Annotated in this window: 20 protein-coding genes; 6 read left to right on the forward strand and 14 right to left on the reverse strand. The window is 72.8% G+C overall.

Annotated features, from left to right (window positions below; all coding sequences use genetic code 11):
• Positions 1-295: 295 nt before the first annotated feature.
• From ACEN9V_RS17580 to ACEN9V_RS17610, 7 genes are all read right to left on the reverse strand, one after another.
• Positions 296-1174: a phospholipase gene (locus ACEN9V_RS17580; protein WP_413601398.1), complete on the reverse strand. Its 879-nt coding sequence runs from the start codon at positions 1172-1174 to the stop codon at positions 296-298.
• A 239-nt stretch (positions 1175-1413) separates the two neighbouring features.
• Positions 1414-1896, reverse strand: a complete 483-nt coding sequence (locus tag ACEN9V_RS17585; protein WP_413601399.1) for a MarR family winged helix-turn-helix transcriptional regulator — start codon at positions 1894-1896, stop codon at positions 1414-1416.
• 181 nt (positions 1897-2077) lie between these two features.
• Positions 2078-2728: a GntR family transcriptional regulator gene (locus ACEN9V_RS17590; protein WP_413601400.1), complete on the reverse strand. Its 651-nt coding sequence runs from the start codon at positions 2726-2728 to the stop codon at positions 2078-2080.
• Positions 2729-2834: 106 nt separating this feature from the next.
• The gene (locus ACEN9V_RS17595; protein WP_413601401.1) at positions 2835-3278 is read right to left on the reverse strand and encodes a DUF1810 domain-containing protein; all 444 of its coding nucleotides are present in this window, start codon (positions 3276-3278) and stop codon (positions 2835-2837) included.
• Positions 3275-4036 carry a YqjF family protein gene (locus ACEN9V_RS17600; RefSeq protein WP_413601402.1) on the reverse strand — a complete coding sequence of 254 codons (762 nt, stop codon included), beginning with the start codon at positions 4034-4036 and terminating at the stop codon, positions 3275-3277. Before ACEN9V_RS17600 ends, ACEN9V_RS17595 begins: the two co-directional genes overlap by 4 nt.
• Positions 4033-4434 (reverse strand): hypothetical protein, encoded by a 402-nt coding sequence (locus ACEN9V_RS17605; protein WP_413601403.1) that lies wholly within the window; start codon positions 4432-4434, stop codon positions 4033-4035. Before ACEN9V_RS17605 ends, ACEN9V_RS17600 begins: the two co-directional genes overlap by 4 nt.
• A gap of 94 nt (positions 4435-4528) precedes the next feature.
• On the reverse strand, positions 4529-5839 hold the full coding sequence (locus ACEN9V_RS17610) for a bifunctional phosphopantothenoylcysteine decarboxylase/phosphopantothenate synthase (protein ID WP_413601404.1): 1311 nt from the start codon (positions 5837-5839) through the stop codon (positions 4529-4531).
• A 101-nt stretch (positions 5840-5940) separates the two neighbouring features.
• On the opposite strand from ACEN9V_RS17610, the gene ACEN9V_RS17615 reads away from it, so the two are divergent.
• Positions 5941-6732, forward strand: a complete 792-nt coding sequence (locus tag ACEN9V_RS17615) for an NRDE family protein (RefSeq protein ID WP_413601405.1) — start codon at positions 5941-5943, stop codon at positions 6730-6732.
• A gap of 80 nt (positions 6733-6812) precedes the next feature.
• Here ACEN9V_RS17615 and ACEN9V_RS17620 read toward each other — a convergent pair whose 3' ends face one another.
• Positions 6813-7721 (reverse strand): SDR family oxidoreductase, encoded by a 909-nt coding sequence (locus ACEN9V_RS17620; RefSeq protein WP_413601406.1) that lies wholly within the window; start codon positions 7719-7721, stop codon positions 6813-6815.
• Between the two features lie 80 nt (positions 7722-7801).
• Here ACEN9V_RS17620 and ACEN9V_RS17625 point away from each other — a divergent pair, with 80 nt between their 5' ends.
• From ACEN9V_RS17625 to ACEN9V_RS17635, 3 genes are all read left to right on the forward strand, one after another.
• Positions 7802-8911 carry an LLM class flavin-dependent oxidoreductase gene (locus ACEN9V_RS17625; protein WP_402729492.1) on the forward strand — a complete coding sequence of 370 codons (1110 nt, stop codon included), beginning with the start codon at positions 7802-7804 and terminating at the stop codon, positions 8909-8911.
• Positions 8912-9001: 90 nt separating this feature from the next.
• Positions 9002-9625 (forward strand): hypothetical protein, encoded by a 624-nt coding sequence (locus ACEN9V_RS17630; RefSeq protein ID WP_281265229.1) that lies wholly within the window; start codon positions 9002-9004, stop codon positions 9623-9625.
• A 107-nt stretch (positions 9626-9732) separates the two neighbouring features.
• Positions 9733-10224 carry a pyridoxamine 5'-phosphate oxidase family protein gene (locus ACEN9V_RS17635; RefSeq protein ID WP_413601407.1) on the forward strand — a complete coding sequence of 164 codons (492 nt, stop codon included), beginning with the start codon at positions 9733-9735 and terminating at the stop codon, positions 10222-10224.
• A 49-nt stretch (positions 10225-10273) separates the two neighbouring features.
• Here the strand turns inward: ACEN9V_RS17635 and ACEN9V_RS17640 are convergent, their stop codons facing one another.
• Entirely contained in the window at positions 10274-11503 is a 1230-nt protein-coding gene (locus ACEN9V_RS17640) for a hypothetical protein (protein WP_413601408.1), read from the reverse strand.
• A 154-nt stretch (positions 11504-11657) separates the two neighbouring features.
• Between ACEN9V_RS17640 and ACEN9V_RS17645 the strand changes: the two genes are divergently transcribed.
• Positions 11658-12068, forward strand: a complete 411-nt coding sequence (locus tag ACEN9V_RS17645; protein WP_281265227.1) for a RidA family protein — start codon at positions 11658-11660, stop codon at positions 12066-12068.
• Between the two features lie 49 nt (positions 12069-12117).
• Here ACEN9V_RS17645 and ACEN9V_RS17650 read toward each other — a convergent pair whose 3' ends face one another.
• Genes ACEN9V_RS17650 through ACEN9V_RS17670 form a run of 5 tightly spaced genes read right to left on the reverse strand, consistent with a single transcriptional unit; the run spans position 12118 to position 17347 of the window.
• Positions 12118-13680: an N-acyl-D-amino-acid deacylase family protein gene (locus ACEN9V_RS17650; RefSeq protein WP_413601409.1), complete on the reverse strand. Its 1563-nt coding sequence runs from the start codon at positions 13678-13680 to the stop codon at positions 12118-12120.
• Entirely contained in the window at positions 13677-14330 is a 654-nt protein-coding gene (locus ACEN9V_RS17655) for a bifunctional 4-hydroxy-2-oxoglutarate aldolase/2-dehydro-3-deoxy-phosphogluconate aldolase (protein ID WP_413601410.1), read from the reverse strand. The genes ACEN9V_RS17650 and ACEN9V_RS17655 overlap by 4 nt, the downstream gene beginning before the upstream one ends.
• Before the next feature lie 25 nt (positions 14331-14355).
• Positions 14356-15321, reverse strand: coding sequence for a sugar kinase (locus ACEN9V_RS17660; protein WP_413601411.1), 966 nt, complete (start codon positions 15319-15321; stop codon positions 14356-14358).
• A complete protein-coding gene (locus tag ACEN9V_RS17665) occupies positions 15318-16145 on the reverse strand; it encodes an IclR family transcriptional regulator (protein WP_281265223.1) in 828 nt (275 codons plus the stop codon). The genes ACEN9V_RS17660 and ACEN9V_RS17665 overlap by 4 nt, the downstream gene beginning before the upstream one ends.
• Complete coding sequence (locus ACEN9V_RS17670) at positions 16145-17347, reverse strand: hypothetical protein (protein WP_413601412.1); 1203 nt, start codon at positions 17345-17347, stop codon at positions 16145-16147. The genes ACEN9V_RS17665 and ACEN9V_RS17670 overlap by 1 nt, the downstream gene beginning before the upstream one ends.
• Positions 17348-17469: 122 nt before the next feature.
• On the opposite strand from ACEN9V_RS17670, the gene ACEN9V_RS17675 reads away from it, so the two are divergent.
• Positions 17470-18888, forward strand: a complete 1419-nt coding sequence (locus tag ACEN9V_RS17675) for an MFS transporter (protein ID WP_413601413.1) — start codon at positions 17470-17472, stop codon at positions 18886-18888.
• Positions 18889-18949: the final 61 nt, after the last annotated feature.

The raw sequence follows: 18949 nt of genomic DNA on the forward strand, positions 1-18949 counted from the left end.
ACGGCGGGTGCCGTCCGCGATGGCGACACGACCTGCGGGCTCACCACGGGCCGTGGTCGCGCCCGGCGACGGACGGGAGGCCCGGTGCGGCGCCGCACCGCGCCTCCCGTCCGGCGCTGGCCGCGTCCAGGGCACGTCCGTTGCGTCCGCAACGAACGACAGCTCCCTCGTCGTACGACAGCGACGCTGTCGCTGCCGAGCGCCCGCAACTGTTGCAGACGCCTGACGACGACAAGGTCGCTGTCGTACGACAGCGACCTTGTCGTTCCGGGTCGAGAGGGGGAGGGTCAGCCGATCAATAGAAGTTGGTCGCCTGCGAGTGTCCCCACGCCGCGCATGGCGTGCCGTAGGCGTCCTTGATGTACTGCAGCCCCCACGTGACCTGGGTGGTCGCGTTGTCGGCCCAGTCGGACGAGATCGTGGCCATCTTCGAGCCGGGCAGCGCCTGCGGGATGCCGGTCGCGCCGGACGGGTTGTACGCCTTGTAGTTCCAGCCGGACTCCTTGGTCCAGAGGCTGTTCAGGCACTGGAACTGGTCGGAGCCCCATCCGTACTTCGACGACGCGAGGGAGCTCGCGGTGGCCTTCGCCCCGGCGGGGGAGTTCGCCGCCGCCTGCGCTGCTGCCGCGGCCTGCGCTGCCGCTGCCGCATCGGCGGCCGCCTTCTCCGCGGCGGCCTTGTCCGCCGCTGCCTTCGCCGCCGCCGCCCTCGCGTCGGCGTCCTGTTTGTCCTGGTCGGCACTCGCCTGGGCGACGTCCTGGGTCGTGTCGACGGTGGACGCGATCCGCTCGGACAGGGCACCGCCGGAGAGCTTCGCGGGGTTCGACAGCGACGAGATCTGCTGTTCGAGCTTCGATGTGTCCGTCTTGTCGTTGGCGTTCTCGACGACGGTCTTCGCGGTCGCGACGGTCGCCGCTGCCTGGGCACGGTCGAGGGCGGTGCCGCTGAGCCCGGGGGTGGGGCTCGACGTCGGCATGCCGACGGCCTCGGCGAGTGCCGGCTGCGTCGTGACCGTGAGTGCACCGCCGGCGATCGCGAGGACCGCTGCACCGCTGGCGATGAGCACACCGCGCTTGCGGAGGGTGCGTCGGATCCTGCGGCTGGGGGAGTCCAGGGCTGCTCGGCGGGTGCCGGTCGTGGTGGTGGTCGGGAGGTCGGAGTTCTGTCCTGTCATCGATTCCGGTGGTTCGGGCGGTTCGTACGTGCGCACTGCGTCATCGCGAGAGAGCACCGAGAGCCGGTGTGAGACCGGACGGTGGTGTGGGGCCCGTCCGTTCGCCGGGCGGGCAGCCGTGTGGGGCGGCCGCCGCGATGGCGAAGCGGCAACGATGACGGGTCACCCTGGACGGTCCGTCCGGGAACACTGGCAGAACCGTCCGTCCACCCGTCGATAACGGTTCGGTAACGGCCCGATCAGGCCGTGGAGCTGTGGATCTCCTGGGTGACCTGGCCCTGCGCCACGCGCTCGAGTGCTCCGAGGGCGCGGGCGATGTCGTCGACGTCCTCGGCGGGGAGCTCGGCGATCAGCGACGCGACGATCCCGGTGCGCTCCGAGCGGGCGAGTTCGACCGCCGCGATGCCCTCGGGGGTGGCGCTGACCATGAATGCGCGGCCGTCGGTCGGGTCGGCCTCGCGGGCGATGAACCCGCGCTGCTCGAGCTCGGTGAGGATACGGGTCATCGTGGGCTTCGTGACCACCTCGAGCCGCGACAGGTCGCCTGGGCGCAGGGGTCCGTCGCGCTGGATCGTCGCGAGCGCCGACACGATCCCGTACCCGAGCGCGGCGGAATCGGTGCGTGCCCGACGGTTGATGCGGCCGACCGCGGCGGCGAGGCGCGCGGCGATCTCGGTGCGGTCCGTCTGCCCCGTGTGCGGTTCGGGTTGGCGCTGCGTCATCTGCTGCTCCGGGGTCGTCGTCGAGCGGTCGTGGCGATGCTACCGGCTGCCCGGATCGCGTCGCTGGGAGCGTGCCAGGGGCGTCGCGTGGGGAGGCACACGAAGGACGAACCGCCCGCCCCGGGGTCCGGGACGGGCGGTTCCTGTACGGCTGCTCAGTGCAACAGCGGATCGATGCAGCTCAGTGCTTCTCGCCGGGGAGCTGGTGGATCGCCTCGGTCGCGAGTTCGGCCTCGATGTTGTCGCCGTTCTCGGTCGCGGTGCGGAGGCGCTTGAAGTCCGCCGTCATGCGGTCCCAGTCGACGAGCTCGTCGAGGTTCGGCAGACGCAGACGGAAGGCGAGCCCGTCCATCGTGTCGACGCAGACGCGCCGCAGGTTCTCGTTGCCGCACTCCTCGACGTAGAGGGCGAAGACCCCGAGGGCGTCGGTGTTGACGCCCTTGATGTCGTGCGACTCGAGTTCCTTGATCGTCTTGTCCAGCGCCGCGAGGATCTTCTTCCGCGAGGCGGTGCCCAGTCGCGGCACCGCGAGCCGGACCACGCCGCCGAAGAGCACGCCGAGGGTCTGCAGCGCCTCGATCACCTCTCCGGGGTCCGGCGTGGTGACGCGCGTGTAGCGGTTCGGCGCCATCTCGATGAGCCCGGCACGGGCGAGCTGGCTGAGGGCCTCGCGGATGGGGGTGCGCGAGACGCCGAGCCATGCGATGAGCTCGTCGTCGTTGAGTCGCTCACCGGGCTCGAGCGTGCCGTCCATGATCGCTTCGTGGATCTTCTGGCGGACGGTGTCGCGGAGCAGCTGGTGTTCGGTCGGGGCGCTGCTGGGGACCGGCATGTTGTGTCCTTCGGATCGGGGGCTCCGCACCTGTTTCGGGATCTGTGCGGACGCATCGGTCACGATACCTGATATGCGAACGGCGTTCCGGTCGGTTCCGGGAGTGTCACGTACCCGTCGACGGGTTCGGCCCGAGGAGGTCCGTCGTCCGGCGGTCCTCGGCCCCGCCCCACCACCGGTCGAGCACCGATCGGAACGGCCGGGGGTCCTCGGCGACGGCGGCGAAGAGCGTCATCGACGACCGGAGCTTCAGCGCGTCGATGCCGCCCACCAGCTCCTCGACCGAGCGCGCGGGGGCGGTGCCGGCTGCCTCGGCGGCGGCGAGCAGTCGCGGGCCGAGCACGGGGTGGGCCAGGTAGGCGCGGGCCTCGTCGGCGCCGGAGATGCCGTAGCGCTCGGCGGTCGGGCTGTGTCCGAGGCCGCGGAGCTGGGGGAACACGAACCAGATCCAGTGCGACGACTTCCGGCCCCGGGCGAGTTCGGCGAGCGCGGTGTCCTGCACGCCGTCCTGCGCGCGGACGAAGCGGTCGAGTGCGAACGGGTCGCTCATCGGACGACGTCACCCCAGCCGTAGCGGACGGTCGTGCCGTCGAGGACGAGGAGCGAATCCGGTGCCCGGTCGAAGAGCCCCGGCATGCCGACGGCGTCCGGCAGGTCGCCCTCCAGCCGTTCGAGCGTCGCCGAGCGGAGCACGAGGGGTTGGTGCTCCCGCTGCCAGAAGACGGTCTGCGCGAGGTGTCTGGCGTGGATCCCCGCGCGCGTGGTGAGCTCGGCGGCGAGCGGTGAGGAGTCGGTGGCACCGGCCACGACGCGGACGAACGCGGCGTGGCGGGGGCGAGCCGGGCCTCCCGGCCGTGCGCGACGCAACCGGTCAGGGTGCCGCACCGAGCGGTACCGCAGCGCGTCCCCTCGCCGTTTCCCCCTGGCGTGCGCGAACGCGTAGGGGACCCCGAGCAACGCGTGCGCCGCGACGATGGCCGGGACGTTCGCCGTGTCGATCGTCCGGTAGGCGACCCCGTGCCGACCGCGGTCGTCGACGGTGAGGATCTCGATCGTCACCTCGGTCATCGTGCCAAGACGACCCGACGGCGGGAACGGCGGCACGCGCGTCTCGCGGAACACGTACGCGCTGAGGCCGGCCCATGCGTTCCCGTCCACCACGTCCGGTCGGGTCCCGCGGGGGACGAGCCGGTCGAGCGACGCCGGGTCGTGCCGCCAGTGCGCGAAGACGACGTCCTCCCACGCGTGCACCGTGACCGGACGGTGCAGGAGCGGCTCCGCGGCCCGACTGTCCGGCGAGGGCGTCATCGGCGTGGGGCTGACCGGCCGACGCGGAGCGCCCATGACACGAGCGGTGCCTGCAGGGGCAGGCGCAGGACCGACACGACCCGCATGGTGCGGGTCGACCGCGGGCTGTCGAGCAGGTCCTTCGCCATCTTGACGTTCGCGGGGAACACCGCGACGAAGAGGGCGGCAGCCGCCATGCCGGCCGCGCGGCGGGTGGCCGGGACGGCGAGCCCCGCGGCGATCCCGAGCTCGGCGACGCCGGAGGCCAGCGTCGTGGTCCGTGGGGGCAGGCCCTCCGGGACGATGCGGTCGTAGCCGCGCGGGCGGAGGAAGTGCGTCACGCCGGCGCCACCGAGGATCACGGCGAGGAGTGCCGCCGTCCGGTTGGCGCGTCTGGCGCGTGCTGAGCGTCGTCCCATGGCACCATCGTGGCCCGCGTGGCCGTCGACGTTCTCAGAGCCGGCCCAGGATCCGGCCAGCGCCGCGATCGGGCGGGCACGGGGCCGGGGCGGGTCAGGCCAGCGCCGTCGCGACGAGGTCCAGGACGACGGCCGCGACCTCCGCCTTCGTGCCGGAGGCGGCGCGCACCACCTCGCCGCCGGGGACGATCACCTCGATCGCGTTCTCCTCGCGTTCGAACCCCTCTGACCAGCCGACCCGGTTCACCACGAGCATGTCGGCCGGCTTCCTGGCGATCTTCGCGCGGCCGAGCTCGATCCGGGCATCGCGGTCCGGTTCCGTCTCGGCGGCGAAGCCCACGACGATCTGCCCGGTCCGGCGGTTCGCCACGAGGTCCGCGAGTACGTCGGGGTTCCGCACGAGCTCGAGTGTCATCCGGTCGCCCTGCGCGTCCTTCTTGAGCTTCTCGGCGCGGACCTCGGCTGGACGGTAGTCGGCGACGGCGGCGGTCATCACGACGACGTCCGCATCCGCTGCCGCGGCGTGCACGGCCTCGGCGAGTTCGAGCGCCGACCCGACCTGGACGACGTGCGCGTCGAGTCCTCGGGTCAGGCCGCCGTCCACGTTCGCGCTGACGAGGGTCACGTCGGCGCCACGGGCAGCGGCCGCGGTGGCGATCGCGATGCCCTGTCGGCCGCTCGAGCGGTTGCCGACGAAGCGGACGGGGTCGAACGGTTCGCGGGTGCCACCGGCGCTGACGACGAGGCGGACGCCGGACAGGTCGCCCTGCTCGCCGCGGGCGGTCGTCCCGGTTGTCCCGGTCGTTCCGGCCTGGAGGCTCGGCTCGCCCCCGTCGGGTCGTCCCGCGTCCGTCGTCTGCCCCAGCACCGCCAGGGCGGCCGCGACGATCGTGTCGGGTTCCGACATGCGCCCCATGCCGGCGTCGTCGCCGGTGAGGGCCCCGACCTCCGGGCCGACGACGTGCACGCCGCGCTCGCGGAGGGTCGCGATGTTCGCCCGGGTCGCGGGGTGCTCCCACATCTGCGGGTGCATCGCCGGCGCGACGACGACGGGCGCCTCGGTCGCGAGCAGGGTCGTGCCGAGCAGGTCGGGGGCGAGGCCGGCGGCCATCCGCGCGAGCGAGTCGGCGGTCGCGGGTGCGACGACCACGAGGTCGGCCCGACGCCCGAGCGACACGTGGCGGACCTCGGCGACCTCCTCGAAGACGCTCGTCGAGACGGGGTTCCTGCTGAGCGCCTCGAGCGTCGGGAGCCCCACGAAGCGCAGGGCGCCCTCGGTGGGGACGACGTGCACGTCGTGGCCGGCCTTCACGAACTCCCGGACGACCTGGACGGCCTTGTAGGCCGCGATGCCCCCGGTGATCCCGACGACGATGGTCCTGCGCTGCTGCGGTGCGTTGGTCACGTCGGCCACGCTACCCGGCGGGGCGTGGCCGGAGCGGGCGTGTGCTGGGCACGGGTGCCGGCGTGTGCTCGTGCTCGGGCGCGCATGGCAGGATCGGCTCCATGTGCACCGTCGTCGTCCGTGTCGAACCGGGCTCGGCGTGGCCCGTCACCGTGCTCGCCATGCGCGACGAGTTCCCGACCCGCCCGTGGGACCCACCGGCGGCGTGGTGGCCCGACCGCGACCCCGGGCTGCGCGGCGTCCGCGACCGCGAGGCCGGCGGTGCCTGGCTGGCGGCCTCGGACGAGGGCGGGCTCGCGGTCGTGCTGAACCGCTGGGAGGACGTCCCCTCCGCCGACGGCACGTGGACCACGCGCGGGGCGCTGCCCGTCGACGCGGTGGCAGACGGCGTGCTGCCCGGCCACGACGACACCGTCCCGACCACCCGCGCGTTCAACCTCGTCCGTGCCACGTCGTCCGGGGCGTCGGTGATCTCCTGGGACGGGTCGCGGGTCCGGACGACCGTGCTCGAGCCCGGCGTGCACATGATCACGCACGGCGAGCCCGATGATCCGGCAGCGCCGCGCATCGGTCGCTGGCTCGAGCCCTTCCGTGCCGTCGACGCACCGGTCGGGCCGCCTGAGCTCGCCCCGTTCGACGAGCTCCGCGCCGCCGACGCCGGGACGGACGCCGGTGACGGGTGGAGCCCCTGGTTCGGGGTCCTCGCCGCCTCGGCCGCGCTGCCGTCGGACGATCCCGACGCGATCCTCCGCGACGCGCACGAGCCGGAGGGGCACTTCGCGACCCTGTCGATCGTGGCCGCGGCCGTCGGACCCGGGCGCACCGTGTTGCAGCACGCCCGCCTGGCCGACCCGGGCGACATCGACGGCAGCGTCGAGCTCCACCACGCCTGAGGCGTCGGCGCCGCCGGCCGTGCTCGCCGCCGGGCCGGCGGGGCGGGCGTGCGCCGAGCCTCCCGGCCGTGCGGCGCGCGTCAGGCGGGCAGGTGCGTCCCGGTGAGGTCCTCGGCGACGGCCCACAGGCTGCGGGCGAGCTCCGGGCTCCGCGCCGAGCGGGGGATCGGGGCGTTCGTGGTCGGACCGACCATGCCGAACATCCCCGACGGGCCGTAGTACGCGCCGCCGACGGCGTTCGGCCCGACCGCCGCGTACAACAGCGGCTCGCTGCCCTGCGCGACGTCCTGCGTGAACGGCCACGCCCGCTGCTTCGTCGACACCGGCCGTGATCGACCGAGCGAGCGACCGGACGACTGCAGGTTCGTGCGGGTGTACCCGGGGTGCGCCGCGGTGCTCACGAGCGGCCAGTCGAGCTCGACCGACAGCGTGTGGAGGTGCAGCGACAGCAGCAGATCGGCGAGCTTTGACTGCGCGTACGCCCGCCACGGGGAGTACCCGCGCAGCCACTGCAGGTCGTCGAACCGGATCCTCCCGGGCATCGCCGCGAGGCTCGACATCGTCGCGACCCGGGGCGACGACGACCGGAGCAGTGCCGGCATCACGAGGTTCGTCAACGCGAACGGGCCGAGGAAGTTCGTCCCGAACTGCAGCTCGAAGCCGTCGACGGTCTCGAAGCGCTTCGGCGGGATCATCACGCCGGCGTTGTTCACGAGCACGTCGAGCGGCCGGTCCTCGTTGACGATCCCCGCGGCGAACCGACGGACGCTCGACAGGTCGGCCAGGTCGAGCTCACGCACCTCGACGTCGGCGCCCGGGTGTGCCTGCCGGATCGAGGCGGCGGCGGCGTCGCCCTTCGACGGCGTCCGGACGGCGAGCACGACGGAGGCGCCGGCCTCGGCGAGCCGGGTGGCGGTCTCCTTGCCCGTGCCGCTGTTCGCTCCGGTCACGACGATGCGGCGGCCGGTCTGGTCGGGGATCTTGGGCATGCGCGCGACCGTACACGCGGACTGTCCGAGGACACGCAACTGTGCTAGATTCATGCAAACGCATTCACTTGGAGGGCGCGATGAGCAACGCATTCGGTACCGGTCGTCCGTCGGACGTCCCGCCGCCCGCACCCGACCGCGTCGGACCCGTGCAGCTCGGCCTCGACACGTTCGGCGACGTCACCGAACTCGCCGACGGCTCGCTGCAGTCCGATGCGCAGAGCATCCGCGACGTCGTGGACCAGGCCGTCCTCGCGGACCAGGTGGGCATCGACTTCATCGGCGTGGGTGAGCACCACCGCGAGGACTTCGTGGTCAGCGCCCCCGAGGTCGTCCTCGCGGCGATCGCCGCCCGCACGGAGCGCATCCGGATCGGGTCCGCGGTCACGGTGCTGTCGTCCGACGACCCCGTCCGCGTCTACGAGCGGTTCGCCACCGTCGACGCGATCTCGAACGGCCGCGCCGAGGTCATCCTCGGGCGGGGCTCCTTCACCGAGTCGTTCCCGCTCTTCGGCTACGAGCTCGCCGACTACGAGGTCCTGTTCGAGGAGAAGCTCCAGCTCTGGGCAGCACTGCGCGGCGGCGACCCCGTCACGTGGAGCGGCACCAAGCGCGCGAGCCTGACCGACCAGGACGTCTTCCCGAAGCTCGAGCACGGTCCGATCCCGACGTGGATCGGCGTCGGGGGGTCCCCGCAGTCCGTGATCCGTGCGGCGTCCTACGGCATGCCGCTGTTCCTCGCGATCATCGGCGGGCAGCCCGCGCAGTTCGCCCCGTTCTCGCGGCTCTACCGGCAGGCCCTGACGCAGCTCGAGCTGCCGCAGCAGCCCATCGCGATGCACTCGCCCGGGTTCGTCGCCGCCACCGACGAGGAGGCCGCCGAGCGCTACTGGCCGTACCACAAGGCCGTCACCGACCGCCTCGGGCGCGAGCGTGGATGGCCGCCCCTCGACGCGGCGCAGTACCAGGCCGGGCTGTCGGCCGGCGGGTCGCTCTACGTCGGGTCCCCGGAGACCGTCGCGCGCAAGATCGCACGGAACATGCGGATCCTCGGCGTGACGCGGTTCGACATGCGCTACGCCACCGGGCGTCTCCCGCACGCCGACATGATGCGCTCGATCGAGCTGTACGGCACCGCGGTCGCACCCCGCGTGCGCGAGCTCCTGGCGGAGCCGGTCCCCGTCCCGTAGCGCGGGCGGGTTCCCGCACACGGCGCGGTCGGGAGGCTCGGCACGGGCCCGGAGCGTCGGCTCACGGCAGCGCCGCGTACGGTCCAGGGCATGTCGTCACGCCCTGCCATCGTCGAACGCCGGTTCCGCGGACGCATCACGGGCGTCGGCACCAGCTCCGGCGTGCGACTCGTCGTCGGGATGTGGGAGCGGTCCCCGTTCGGAGCGTTCACGGACGTCTTCGTGGAGCTCCCCGACGGGTCGAGCGTGCTGCTCGCCCCCGACGAGATCGTCGCCGCGTACGTCTCCGGCACGTACCGCTTCGACGCCGTCGAGGTCGTCGACGTCACCGCCAGGCGGACCGCATCCGGCATCGACCTCGACGCGGGGCCGCTCCGCGCCGCGATCGACGTCGGCACGATCTCGCCGCTCGGTCGCGTGCTGCGGGTCGTCCCGAAGCCGATCGCCCGCGACCCTCGGTGGTTGCGCGCGATCGACCCGATCGCACGTCTCGTGGCACCGGGTGCAGGGACCGCTGGCACCGCGGGCGGCGGCCGACGCGAGTACTACGGCGTGACCGGGGCGCACGACGTCACCGGTGTCCGCGGGACCTGGGCGGACGAACCGCTCGGCTCCCTAGTGCCGCTCGACCCGCCGGTCCGGTTCGGGTTCGCGTCGATGCCGCGCATCCCGCAGGTCGTCGACGTCGAGACGACGATCCACGAGCCCGCCTGAGCCGTTCGGACGCGTTCCAGGGATCGGGGGCAGACTGGTCCGAACGGTACGGCCCCGCTCGCCAGGCCGCTCGTCGGGCGGCGGGGCGCACGATGCGAAGGAGCACCATGACCGACACCCAGACGGACCAGCGCGCCGCCATCTCGGACATCGTCCACGGAGCCCGCACCGCCCTGCTGACCACGGTCAGCGAGGACGGCTCCCTGCACGCCAGGCCGCTCGCCGTGCAGGACAAGGCCTTCCACGGCACACTCCGCTTCCTGGTGCAGGACGGCAGCGAGAAGGTCGAGGACATCGCCAGGAACCCGCACGTGAACGTCGCGATCGAGTCGCAGGGCGGGTACCTGTCCATCGCCGGCACCGCGACCGTCACCCAGGACGACTCGGTGATCGACGAACTCTGGTCACCGTTCGCCGAGGCGTGGTTCCCGGACGGCCGCGACGACCCCTCGATCCGACTGCTCACCGTCGAGGGCGAATCCGTGGAGTACTGGACGCAGGACACCGGCACGGTCGGCAGCCTGGTCCAGACGATGAAGGCCGCACTCGGCGGGCAGTCCCAGCCGGACGTCGGCCGTCACGGCACCGTCGAGCTCTAGTCCCGGCGCGCTCGGTCCGCCCGTATGACGAGGACGGACCGAGCGGGGGTCACGGGGGGCCCAGCAGCCAGAGCACGGCGACCAGCACGGGCTGCCCGATGAGCGCGCACGACACCAGTGTCCAGCGCATCCAGGGCTTCGCGACGAGCTCGGGCGAGCCCATCAGCGGCGCGAGCGGCATGAGCAGCCGCGGCGTCGAGGCCATCGGCAGCGAGACCGCGAAGACGTAGAGCGCGTACCCGCCGGAGAACACCAGCGTCGTGAGCCCGAGCTTCCGCGTCGAGCGGCGCAGGAGCCAGATCGGGTACCCGACCATGAGCCCGATCACGATCGGGATCCCACCGATCCCGACCCACTGCAGCGTCGTGAGGAACCACGGCGTCAGCGGCACGAAGTCCACACGCCCGATGAAGTTCACCCACCACGACATCTCGGTCGCCAGGTAGGCGTCGGCCCGCCCGGTCACGTGCGACGCGATCACCGGCCACGCCACACCGGCGGCGACCATCACGAGCCCCGACAGCACGACCGTGAGTTGTTCCCGCAACGGGAACCGGTCGAGCACGCGATCGCCTGCACGACGCAGCCGGACCCAGCGCACCAGGGCGACGATGCCGAGCGTCAACGGGATCGCCAGCGCCCCCGGCCGCGTGAAGGCAGCGACGACCCCGAGTGCCGTCAGGAGCCCGTACCGCCGGTGCTCGATCGCGAGCAGCGCACCGAAGGTCAGCGCGAGGAACGTGCTCTCGGCGTAGCCGACCTGCAGCAGGAACGACAGCGGCCCGCAGGTGAAGAAGAAGACGGCCCACAGGGCGGCGGTGTCCCCGGCACGCTCCCGGACGAGTCGGTGCAGCAGGAACGTGGCGACGATCCCGGCCACGAGCGCGATCAGCGGCGCCGCCACCTCGAACGTCATCCCGGTCCACACGGTCACGAACCGGATCGTGAACGGGAACGCCGGCAGGAACGCCCACGGGTTCTGTGCCACGTGTCCGGCGGCGTCGAGCGGCAGCGTCGTGGGGTAGCCGTGCAGCGAGATCTGCTCGTAGTACTGGCCGTCCCACGCGGTGAGGAACCGCAGGAACCCGTGGTCGTTCGTCCAGATCGCGTTCTCCGGCTGCGACCGCCCGATCAGCGGGTACGCGAGCGCGAGCCACAGCGTGGAGAGCACGCGCCCACCGACCCAGACGAGCACGACCGTCGCCCAGGTGGGCAGGCTCGTGACCAGATCGACCGCGCGGCGACGGCCGGCGGCGATCGACGACGGGGCGGACGGCACGACACGACGATAGTCACGGTGGCTGAGTGGTGCTCGCACTGGAGGCTCGTGGTGCGTTCTGCAGGCCAGAATCCGTCCAGCGGACGGCCGGGCACGCCCCCGTGGCGCGCTCTAGCCTGGAGGCCCCGTTCGACCCCCACCGTGAGGAGCCACCGTGACGAAGACCGCCATCGTGACCGACAACGCCCCCAAGCCCGCAGGACCCTACAGCCAGGGCATCGTCGCGGGCGGGTTCATCTACACCGCCGGCTTCGGCCCGCAGGACCCCGCGACCGGGGCGCTCGCCGACGACGTCGCCGGTCAGACCGCCCAGGTCCTGGCGAACGTGGCCGCCGTCCTCGCCGAACACGGCGCGACGCTCGACGACGTCGTGAAGTCGACCGTGCACCTCGAGCACTCGGACCGCGACTTCCCGGCCTTCAACGAGGAGTACGCGAAGCACTTCTCCGAGCCGTACCCGGTCCGGACCACCGTGCAGTCGCACCTCGCGAACATCCTCGTCGAGATCGACGTCGTCGCGGTCCTGCCGACGAAGACCCGCGTCACCGACGTCGAGGACGCCTGATCCCGCGCAGCTGAGTCCAGTCTCAGCGACCCCCGGTCATGGAGTCCCGTCACCGACCTCGACGGAGACCCTGACCGGGGGTCTCGTGCGTCAGCGCACCGTCCGCGAGCACCAGCACCCCGGCGACGAGGACGTCGTCGATGCCCTCGGCGACACGCATCGGGTGGTCGTACGTGGACTGCGCCGCGACGGTCTCCGGATCGACCACGACGAGGTCGGCGACCGCCCCGACGGCGACCCGTCCGCGGTCGCCGAGCCGGTAGCGCTCGACGGCGGTGGTCGACAGGCTCCGCTGGACCTCTGGCCACGTCAGCCGACCCGCGACCGCGTACTCCTCGAGGTACCGCGCGAACGTGCCGTACGCCCGCGGGTGCGGGTGCGTGCCGACGAAGATGCCGTCGGAGCCCGCCGAGTGTCCCCGGTGCCGGAACAGCGGCGCGAGGTCGTCCGCGGTCCGCGGCCGGGGGACCCGCATCACCACGGTGACCTGCAGGTCCGAGTCGACGAGCACGTCGAGGGCGAGGTCGACCGGGTCGGTCCCGGTGGCCTCGGCCGCGTCGGCGAGCGTCCGGCCCTGCAGCGCGTGGAACTCCGCCGCCGGGACGTGCGAGAGCGTGATCTGCTCGGCCCACCCGGTGCCGAGGTCGGCGCGGCCGAGCACCCGGTCGAGCACCGCACCGCGGACACGGGCACGACCGTCCTGATCGGCGATCGTCCGGGCGAGGTCCGTCGTCCCCGGGCGGGCGAGGGCCGCCGGCAGGAGGAGCATCGACAGGATCGTGCACCCACGGGAGTACGGGTACGCATCGAACGACATCGGGGCGCCGGCCCGCTCGAGGTCGGCGAGCGCCTCGAGCAACAGGTCGACCGGGGCGTGCAGGTGCGACACGTGCGCCCGGACCCCTGACGACCGGACGATCGCGGCGATCTCGTCGAGCCCCGCGCGGGCGTTCGTCTCGTAGCCGCCACGCATGTGCGACACGTAGAGCCCGTCGACGGCCGCGACCTCGGTGCACAGCGCGATGAGCTCCGCCGTGTCCGCGAAGAGCCCCGGCACGTAGTCGAGCCCGGTCGCGAGCCCCACGGCGCCGGCGTCCAGGCCCGCTCGCACGGCGGCCCGCATCGCCGCGAGCTGTTCGGGGGTCGCGGGCCCGTCGACGTCGCCGACGACCTGCTGCCGGACGGTGCCGGCTGGGACGAGCGTCGCGACGTTGACCGGGGTCGTCCCGTCGTACGTGTCCAGCAGCGCGCCGATGCCGCCGCCGCGGTACGTCGGGTGCTGCCCGTCGATCGCGGCGAAGTAGGTGTCCGCGTAGGACGCGTCTCCCGGAGCGGGGCCGACGCCGTCCTGTCCGGTGACGATCGTGGTGACGCCCTGCCGGAGGAGCGCGCGCTGGACCTCCGGTTCGAAGACGAGCGACCCACCGTGCGAGTGCGCGTCGACGGATCCCGGCATGACGAGGCGCTCGCCGCAGTCGACGATGGTCGCGCCGGCCGGGACGTCGAGGTCGGTCCCGACCGCGGTGATCCGGCCGTCCTCGACGAGCACGTCCGCTCGGAGCGCTCCGGTCTCGCCGACGACCGAGCCGCCGCGGAGCAGGACGCCCGTCACCTCGACAGCCCGGCGACGAGGCGTTCGGCCCGCCCACGGAGCCCCTCGAGGTCGCCGGACGTCAGCGCGTCGCCGACGAGCGGGGAGCCGAGACCGACCGCGACCGCGCCGGCGGCGAGGTACTCGGCCGCGTCGTCGACCCCGATGCCCCCGGTGGGGATGACGTCCACGAAGTCGAGCGGCGCGAGCACCTGCTTGAGGAACGCGGGGCCGCCGAGCGGCGCGGCGGGGAAGACCTTCACGGCCCGGGCACCGAGCTGCCACGCCCGGACGATCTCGGTCGGCGTCGCGGCGCCCGGGTACCAGCCGAGCCCCCGCTCGTGGGCCCGTTCGCCGATCGCCTGGTCGGTGTGCGGGCTGACGGCGAAGGTGGCTCCCGCTGCCGCTGCCTCGTCGAGCTGTCGCGTGTCGAGCACGGTGCCGACGCCGATCGACGCAGCGCTGCCGTAGCGCTCGGCGGCCCACGCGATGCCCTCGCGCCACCGCGGGGTGTTCGTCGTGATCTCGATCGCGCTCACGCCGCTGTCGACGAGCGTGCGGATGACGTCCTCGACGTGGTCGCCGGTCCCGCCCCGCAGGATCGCGATCGTCGGGCCGGCGTCGTGACGGTGTCGCTGGGGGCGCGTGGCGGGGGATGCGGTGTCGGTCATCGTGCGTTCCTTCTTCGGATCGTGGTCAGCGGTCGACGCGGTCGTGGACGGCGTGGTCGATGCCGGCCGGGTCCACGACGCCGAGCGCTGCCGGGTCGGGACGGCGCCAGTCGCCGTCCACCGTGCAGGCGAGCGCGCCGGCGTCCGCGGCACGGTCGAGGGCCTGGTCGGGGGAGTCGCCGGCCAGGTCGGCGGCGAGCCAGGCGGCGACGAACGCGTCACCGGCACCGACCGGATCGACCACGGCGACGGGGCTCGCCGCGCGGCGGTGCAGCACGCCGTCGATCGAGGCGACCGCACCGCGCGACCCGAGCTTCACGACGGCGCGACCGTTCGCGAGGGCCGCCAGCTCGTGCGCCAGCGACTCCTCGTCGCCGTCGTCCTCGTCGTGCCCGAGGACCAGTCGAGCCTCGTCGTCACCGGCGAACACGACCGACGACCGTGCAGCGACCGCGCGGTAGTACTCGCGTCCGGTCACGTCGTCGACGAGCTTCGGCCGGTGGTTGACGTCGAACGCGATCGGCACCCCGGCGTCGTGCGCCCGGACGACCGCGGCGTGCACGGTCTCACGGGCGGTCCCGGACAGCGCCAGGGTGATCCCGCTCACGTGCAGGAGCGACGCGCACTCGACCATCCCCGACGGCAGGTCTCCCGGCGTGAACGCGGAACCGGCGGAGCCGCGTCGGTGGTAGGTCACACGGGTGCGGCCGTCCGCCAGTCGTTCCTTGACCATGATCCCGGTCGACCGCTCGGGGTCCCGCACCGCGACCACGTCGACGCCCTCTGCTGCGACGTCGGCGAGCACCCGGTCACCGGCGGGGTCGGCACCGACGCGGCCGATCCAGGTCACGTCGACCCCGGCACGCGCCAGGCCGATCGCGACGTTGCTCTCGGCGCCGCCGGTGTCGACGCGCATCGTGTCGAGTTCGGTCAGCGCTCCGCGTCCGGCGAGGAGCAGCATCGTCTCGCCGAAGGTCAGGACGCCGGTCACCGGGCACCCCGCGCGAGGGCGAGCTGCGCGGACGACGACCCGAGCGCCACCGAGATCTCCAGCGCGGTGCGGACGACCCCGTCACCGAGCTCGCGCACCGCGGTCGTGCGGAAACGGGAGGCGAGCCCCGAGATGCTCATCGCCCCGACGACCTGGTTGGCGTGGTCGAACACCGGGGCGGCGACGCACCGGATGTCCGGCTCGTTCTCGCGGTCGTCGATGCCGTACCCGCGTTCCCGGGTCCTGCCGATCTCCTGCCGCCACCGGTCGTCGTCGGTGATGGAGTGCTCGGTCATCGCGGTCGCCGGGTGCGCGAGGACGCGGTCGAGCAGCTCGGGGTCCCCGAACGCGACCATGGCCTTGCCCGAGGCGGTGTTGCGCATCGCCAGACGGTTGCCGATCCTGGACCCCATCCGGACGGTCCCGCGGGTCTCGACCTTGTCGACGTACACGATGTCGGTGCCGTCCGGCACGACGAGGTGACACGTCAGCCCGGTGCGTTCCGCCGTCCGCCGCAGGAACGGTGCGGCGGCTGCGCGGAGGTCGATGCCCTCGAGGTAGCTCTGGCCGAGCAGGAGCGCCCCGAGCCCGAGCGTGAACCCGGCGTCCGCGGTGCGGCGCAGCAGGTCGTTCTCGATCATGGGTGCCGTGAGCCGCAGGACCGTCGACTTCGACGTGCCGAGCTCGACGCTCAGGGTCGTGAGGCTGACGGACGGCTCTCCGTTCCTGGTGCGGTCCGCGACGAGGTCGAGGATGCGCAGGCCGCGGCGCAGCGACAGGGCGGCGTTGCGGGCCGGCAGCTCCTGCGCATCCGTCACGGTCATCAGAACCACGTCGCGATCGTCTCGAGCACGGTGTCGTCGTCGTCGATGACGTGCACCTGCCGCCACTTGTCGAACACCGTGCACGGGTGCGAGATGCCGAACACGACGACGTCGCCCGGCGTCAGGGCCACCCCGGTCGCCAGCGCGAGGTAGCAGTGCTGGTCGTCGAGGCGGGTGACGGTGACCGTCCCGGGTGCCGGGACGCTCTGTGTGGCGTCAGCCGTGCCTCCCGTCCGGATCTGCCGGACCACCGGCAGCCCCTCGTCGAAGGAGATGTCGCGCTTGCCGACGGCCACGAGTGCCAGACCGGGCTCGGGGCACGACGTGACCCGACCCCACACCTCGATGGCTGCGCGGAGCGCGCCCTCCGTCGGGTGTCGGTGGAACGGTGTGCGCTCCTCGTAGAAGCCGTCGTCGTGCGTGAGGTACGCACCGGAGCGGAGCAGCACGTCGAGGTCGTCCGGGCGGGCTGCGACGGCCTCGCTCACGGCGTCGAACCAGGCGCTGCCGCCCATGGTCAGCAGGGCGCGCGGACCGGCGACCAGCGGGCGGACGGCCGCGGCCACGTCGAGGACGCCGGCCACGTACGCGCGGGCCTCGTCGACGCCGGGCAGACCGCCCTCGTACCCGGAGACCCCGCGGAGGACGAGACCGGCATCGGAGGCGGCTCCCGCGACCGATACCGCTGCCGCCGCGGATCGGGCGCCGGTACGACCGCCGGGGAACCCGACCTCGACCAGCACGTGGAGTTCGCCGTCGACGGCGGACGCGGCGGCGGCGGCCGCGTCGCCCCCGGCGGTCGAGTCGACGTAGCAGAGCACGTCAGACGAGGGGTCGACGGCGCGGCGCGATGCGAGCCAGCGGAGTCCTGCCGGGTCGAGGACCTCGTTCGCGATCAGGACGTGCCGGATGCCGTGCTCCCACGCGACCATCGCCTGCTGCACGGACGCCAGGGTGACGCCCCACGCGCCGGCGTCGATCTGCCGTTGGGCGAGTGCCGGCGCCATGTGCGTCTTCATGTGCGGCGCGAAGAGGAGCCCGTGCCGCTCGACGTACGCCTGCATGACGGCGGTGTTGTTCGTCAGTGCGGACTCGCGGAGCGTCATCACGGGCAGGTGCGCGTCCTGCAGCACGTGGTGCGGTGCGGGAGCACTCGGCTCCCACGAGCCCTTCGCGGTCACGGTGGCGGGGGTGGTCGGCATCGATCCTCCTTCGACGGGTCCCACGCTGGTCCAGCGGCGCTCGCCCGGACAACGTCGTCACGTCCACCGTTCCACATTGCAGAACGTCATGTGGTGGTGGCGGGCATAGCATTTGGTCTGACATGACGAGGACGACATCGACAGCACCCCCTGCCCGCCGACGCACCGGGAGCACCGCGGTCGCCGTGCTCGTGGCGGGGACGTTCTTCATGGAGCTCCTCGACGGCACCATCCTGGCCACCGCCGCGCCGGCGATGGGCCGTGACCTCGGCGTGGACTCCGCGGCGATCGGCATCGCGATCACCGCGTACCTCGTCACGCTCGCCGTGTTCATCCCGGTGAGCGGCTGGCTGACCGACCGGGTCGGCTCGCGCACGGTGTTCGTGGGCGCCATCGCGGTGTTCACGATCGCGTCCGGACTCTGCGCCCTGTCGACCGGGTTGGTCGAGCTGACGATCTGGCGGATCGTGCAGGGGATCGGTGGGGCGCTCATGGTGCCCGTCGGGCGGCTCGTCGTGCTGCGGAGCGCCGGGCGCGAGCAGCTCGTCACGGCGATCGCGATCCTGACGTGGCCGGCCCTCGCGGCGCCGATCATCGCGCCGTTCGTCGGTGGTGTGCTCGTCGACACCCTGTCGTGGCACTGGATCTTCCTCGTCAACATCCCGCTCGGGGTCATCGCACTGATCGCCGCGCTCGTCCTCGTGCCGCAGGAACGTGCGCCGGAGCGCGTGCCGTTCGACTGGCCGGGGTCGTTGCTGGCGTGCGTCGGGCTCGGCGGGGTCGTCGCGATGGCGTCGCTGCTCGCGCTCGACACCGTGCCGGTCGTCGCCACGATCGTGTCCGGCGTGGTCGGAGCCGCCTGCTGCTGGCTCGCGATCCGCCACTTCCGGCGGGCGCAGCACCCGATCATGGGGCTCGACGCGTTCCGGCTCGAGACGTTCCGGGTGTCGCACGCGGGCGGCAGCCTGTTCCGCCTGGCCGTGTCCGCGGTGCCGTTCGTGCTGCCCCTGCTCTTCCAAGACGCCTGGGGCTGGACGGCCGTCGAGGCGGGCAGCGCCGTGCTGTTCGTCTTCGTCGGCAACCTCGGCATCAAGCCGGCGACCACGCCGTTCCTCCGCTGGTTCGGCTACCGGCCGGTGATCATCGTGTCGTCCGCCATCGCGGCGCTGACGGTCGTCGCGATGACCTTCCTGACGCCGGACACCCCGTTCTGGCTGCTCGCCGTCCTGCTCGTCGTGAGCGGTGCAGCACGCTCGGTCGGGTTCACCGCGTACAACACGATCGCCTTCGCCGACGTCGAGCAGGCCGACATGACCCCGGCGAACACGCTGTCCTCGACGCTGCAGCAGACGGCCGCCGGGTTCGGTGTCGCCGTCGCGGCCGTCGTCATCCGGGCCGGCGCCGGGCTCGCCGGCGACGGCGCGTACGTCCTGACGTTCTGGGTGATCGCAGCCCTGCTCGTGGTGGCCTGCGTCGAGGGGTTCGTGATGAGTCGGACGGCGGGGGAGACCGTCCGACCGGCACGACGGGTCCGCGCATGAGCCGTCGTGGCGACACGACCGTTCGTGTCGCCGTCACGCGCACGAAACCCGGCAGGCGCTA

Origin of the sequence: Curtobacterium sp. Curtsp57 (assembly GCF_047324335.1) — a bacterium.
Classification (GTDB): domain Bacteria; phylum Actinomycetota; class Actinomycetes; order Actinomycetales; family Microbacteriaceae; genus Curtobacterium.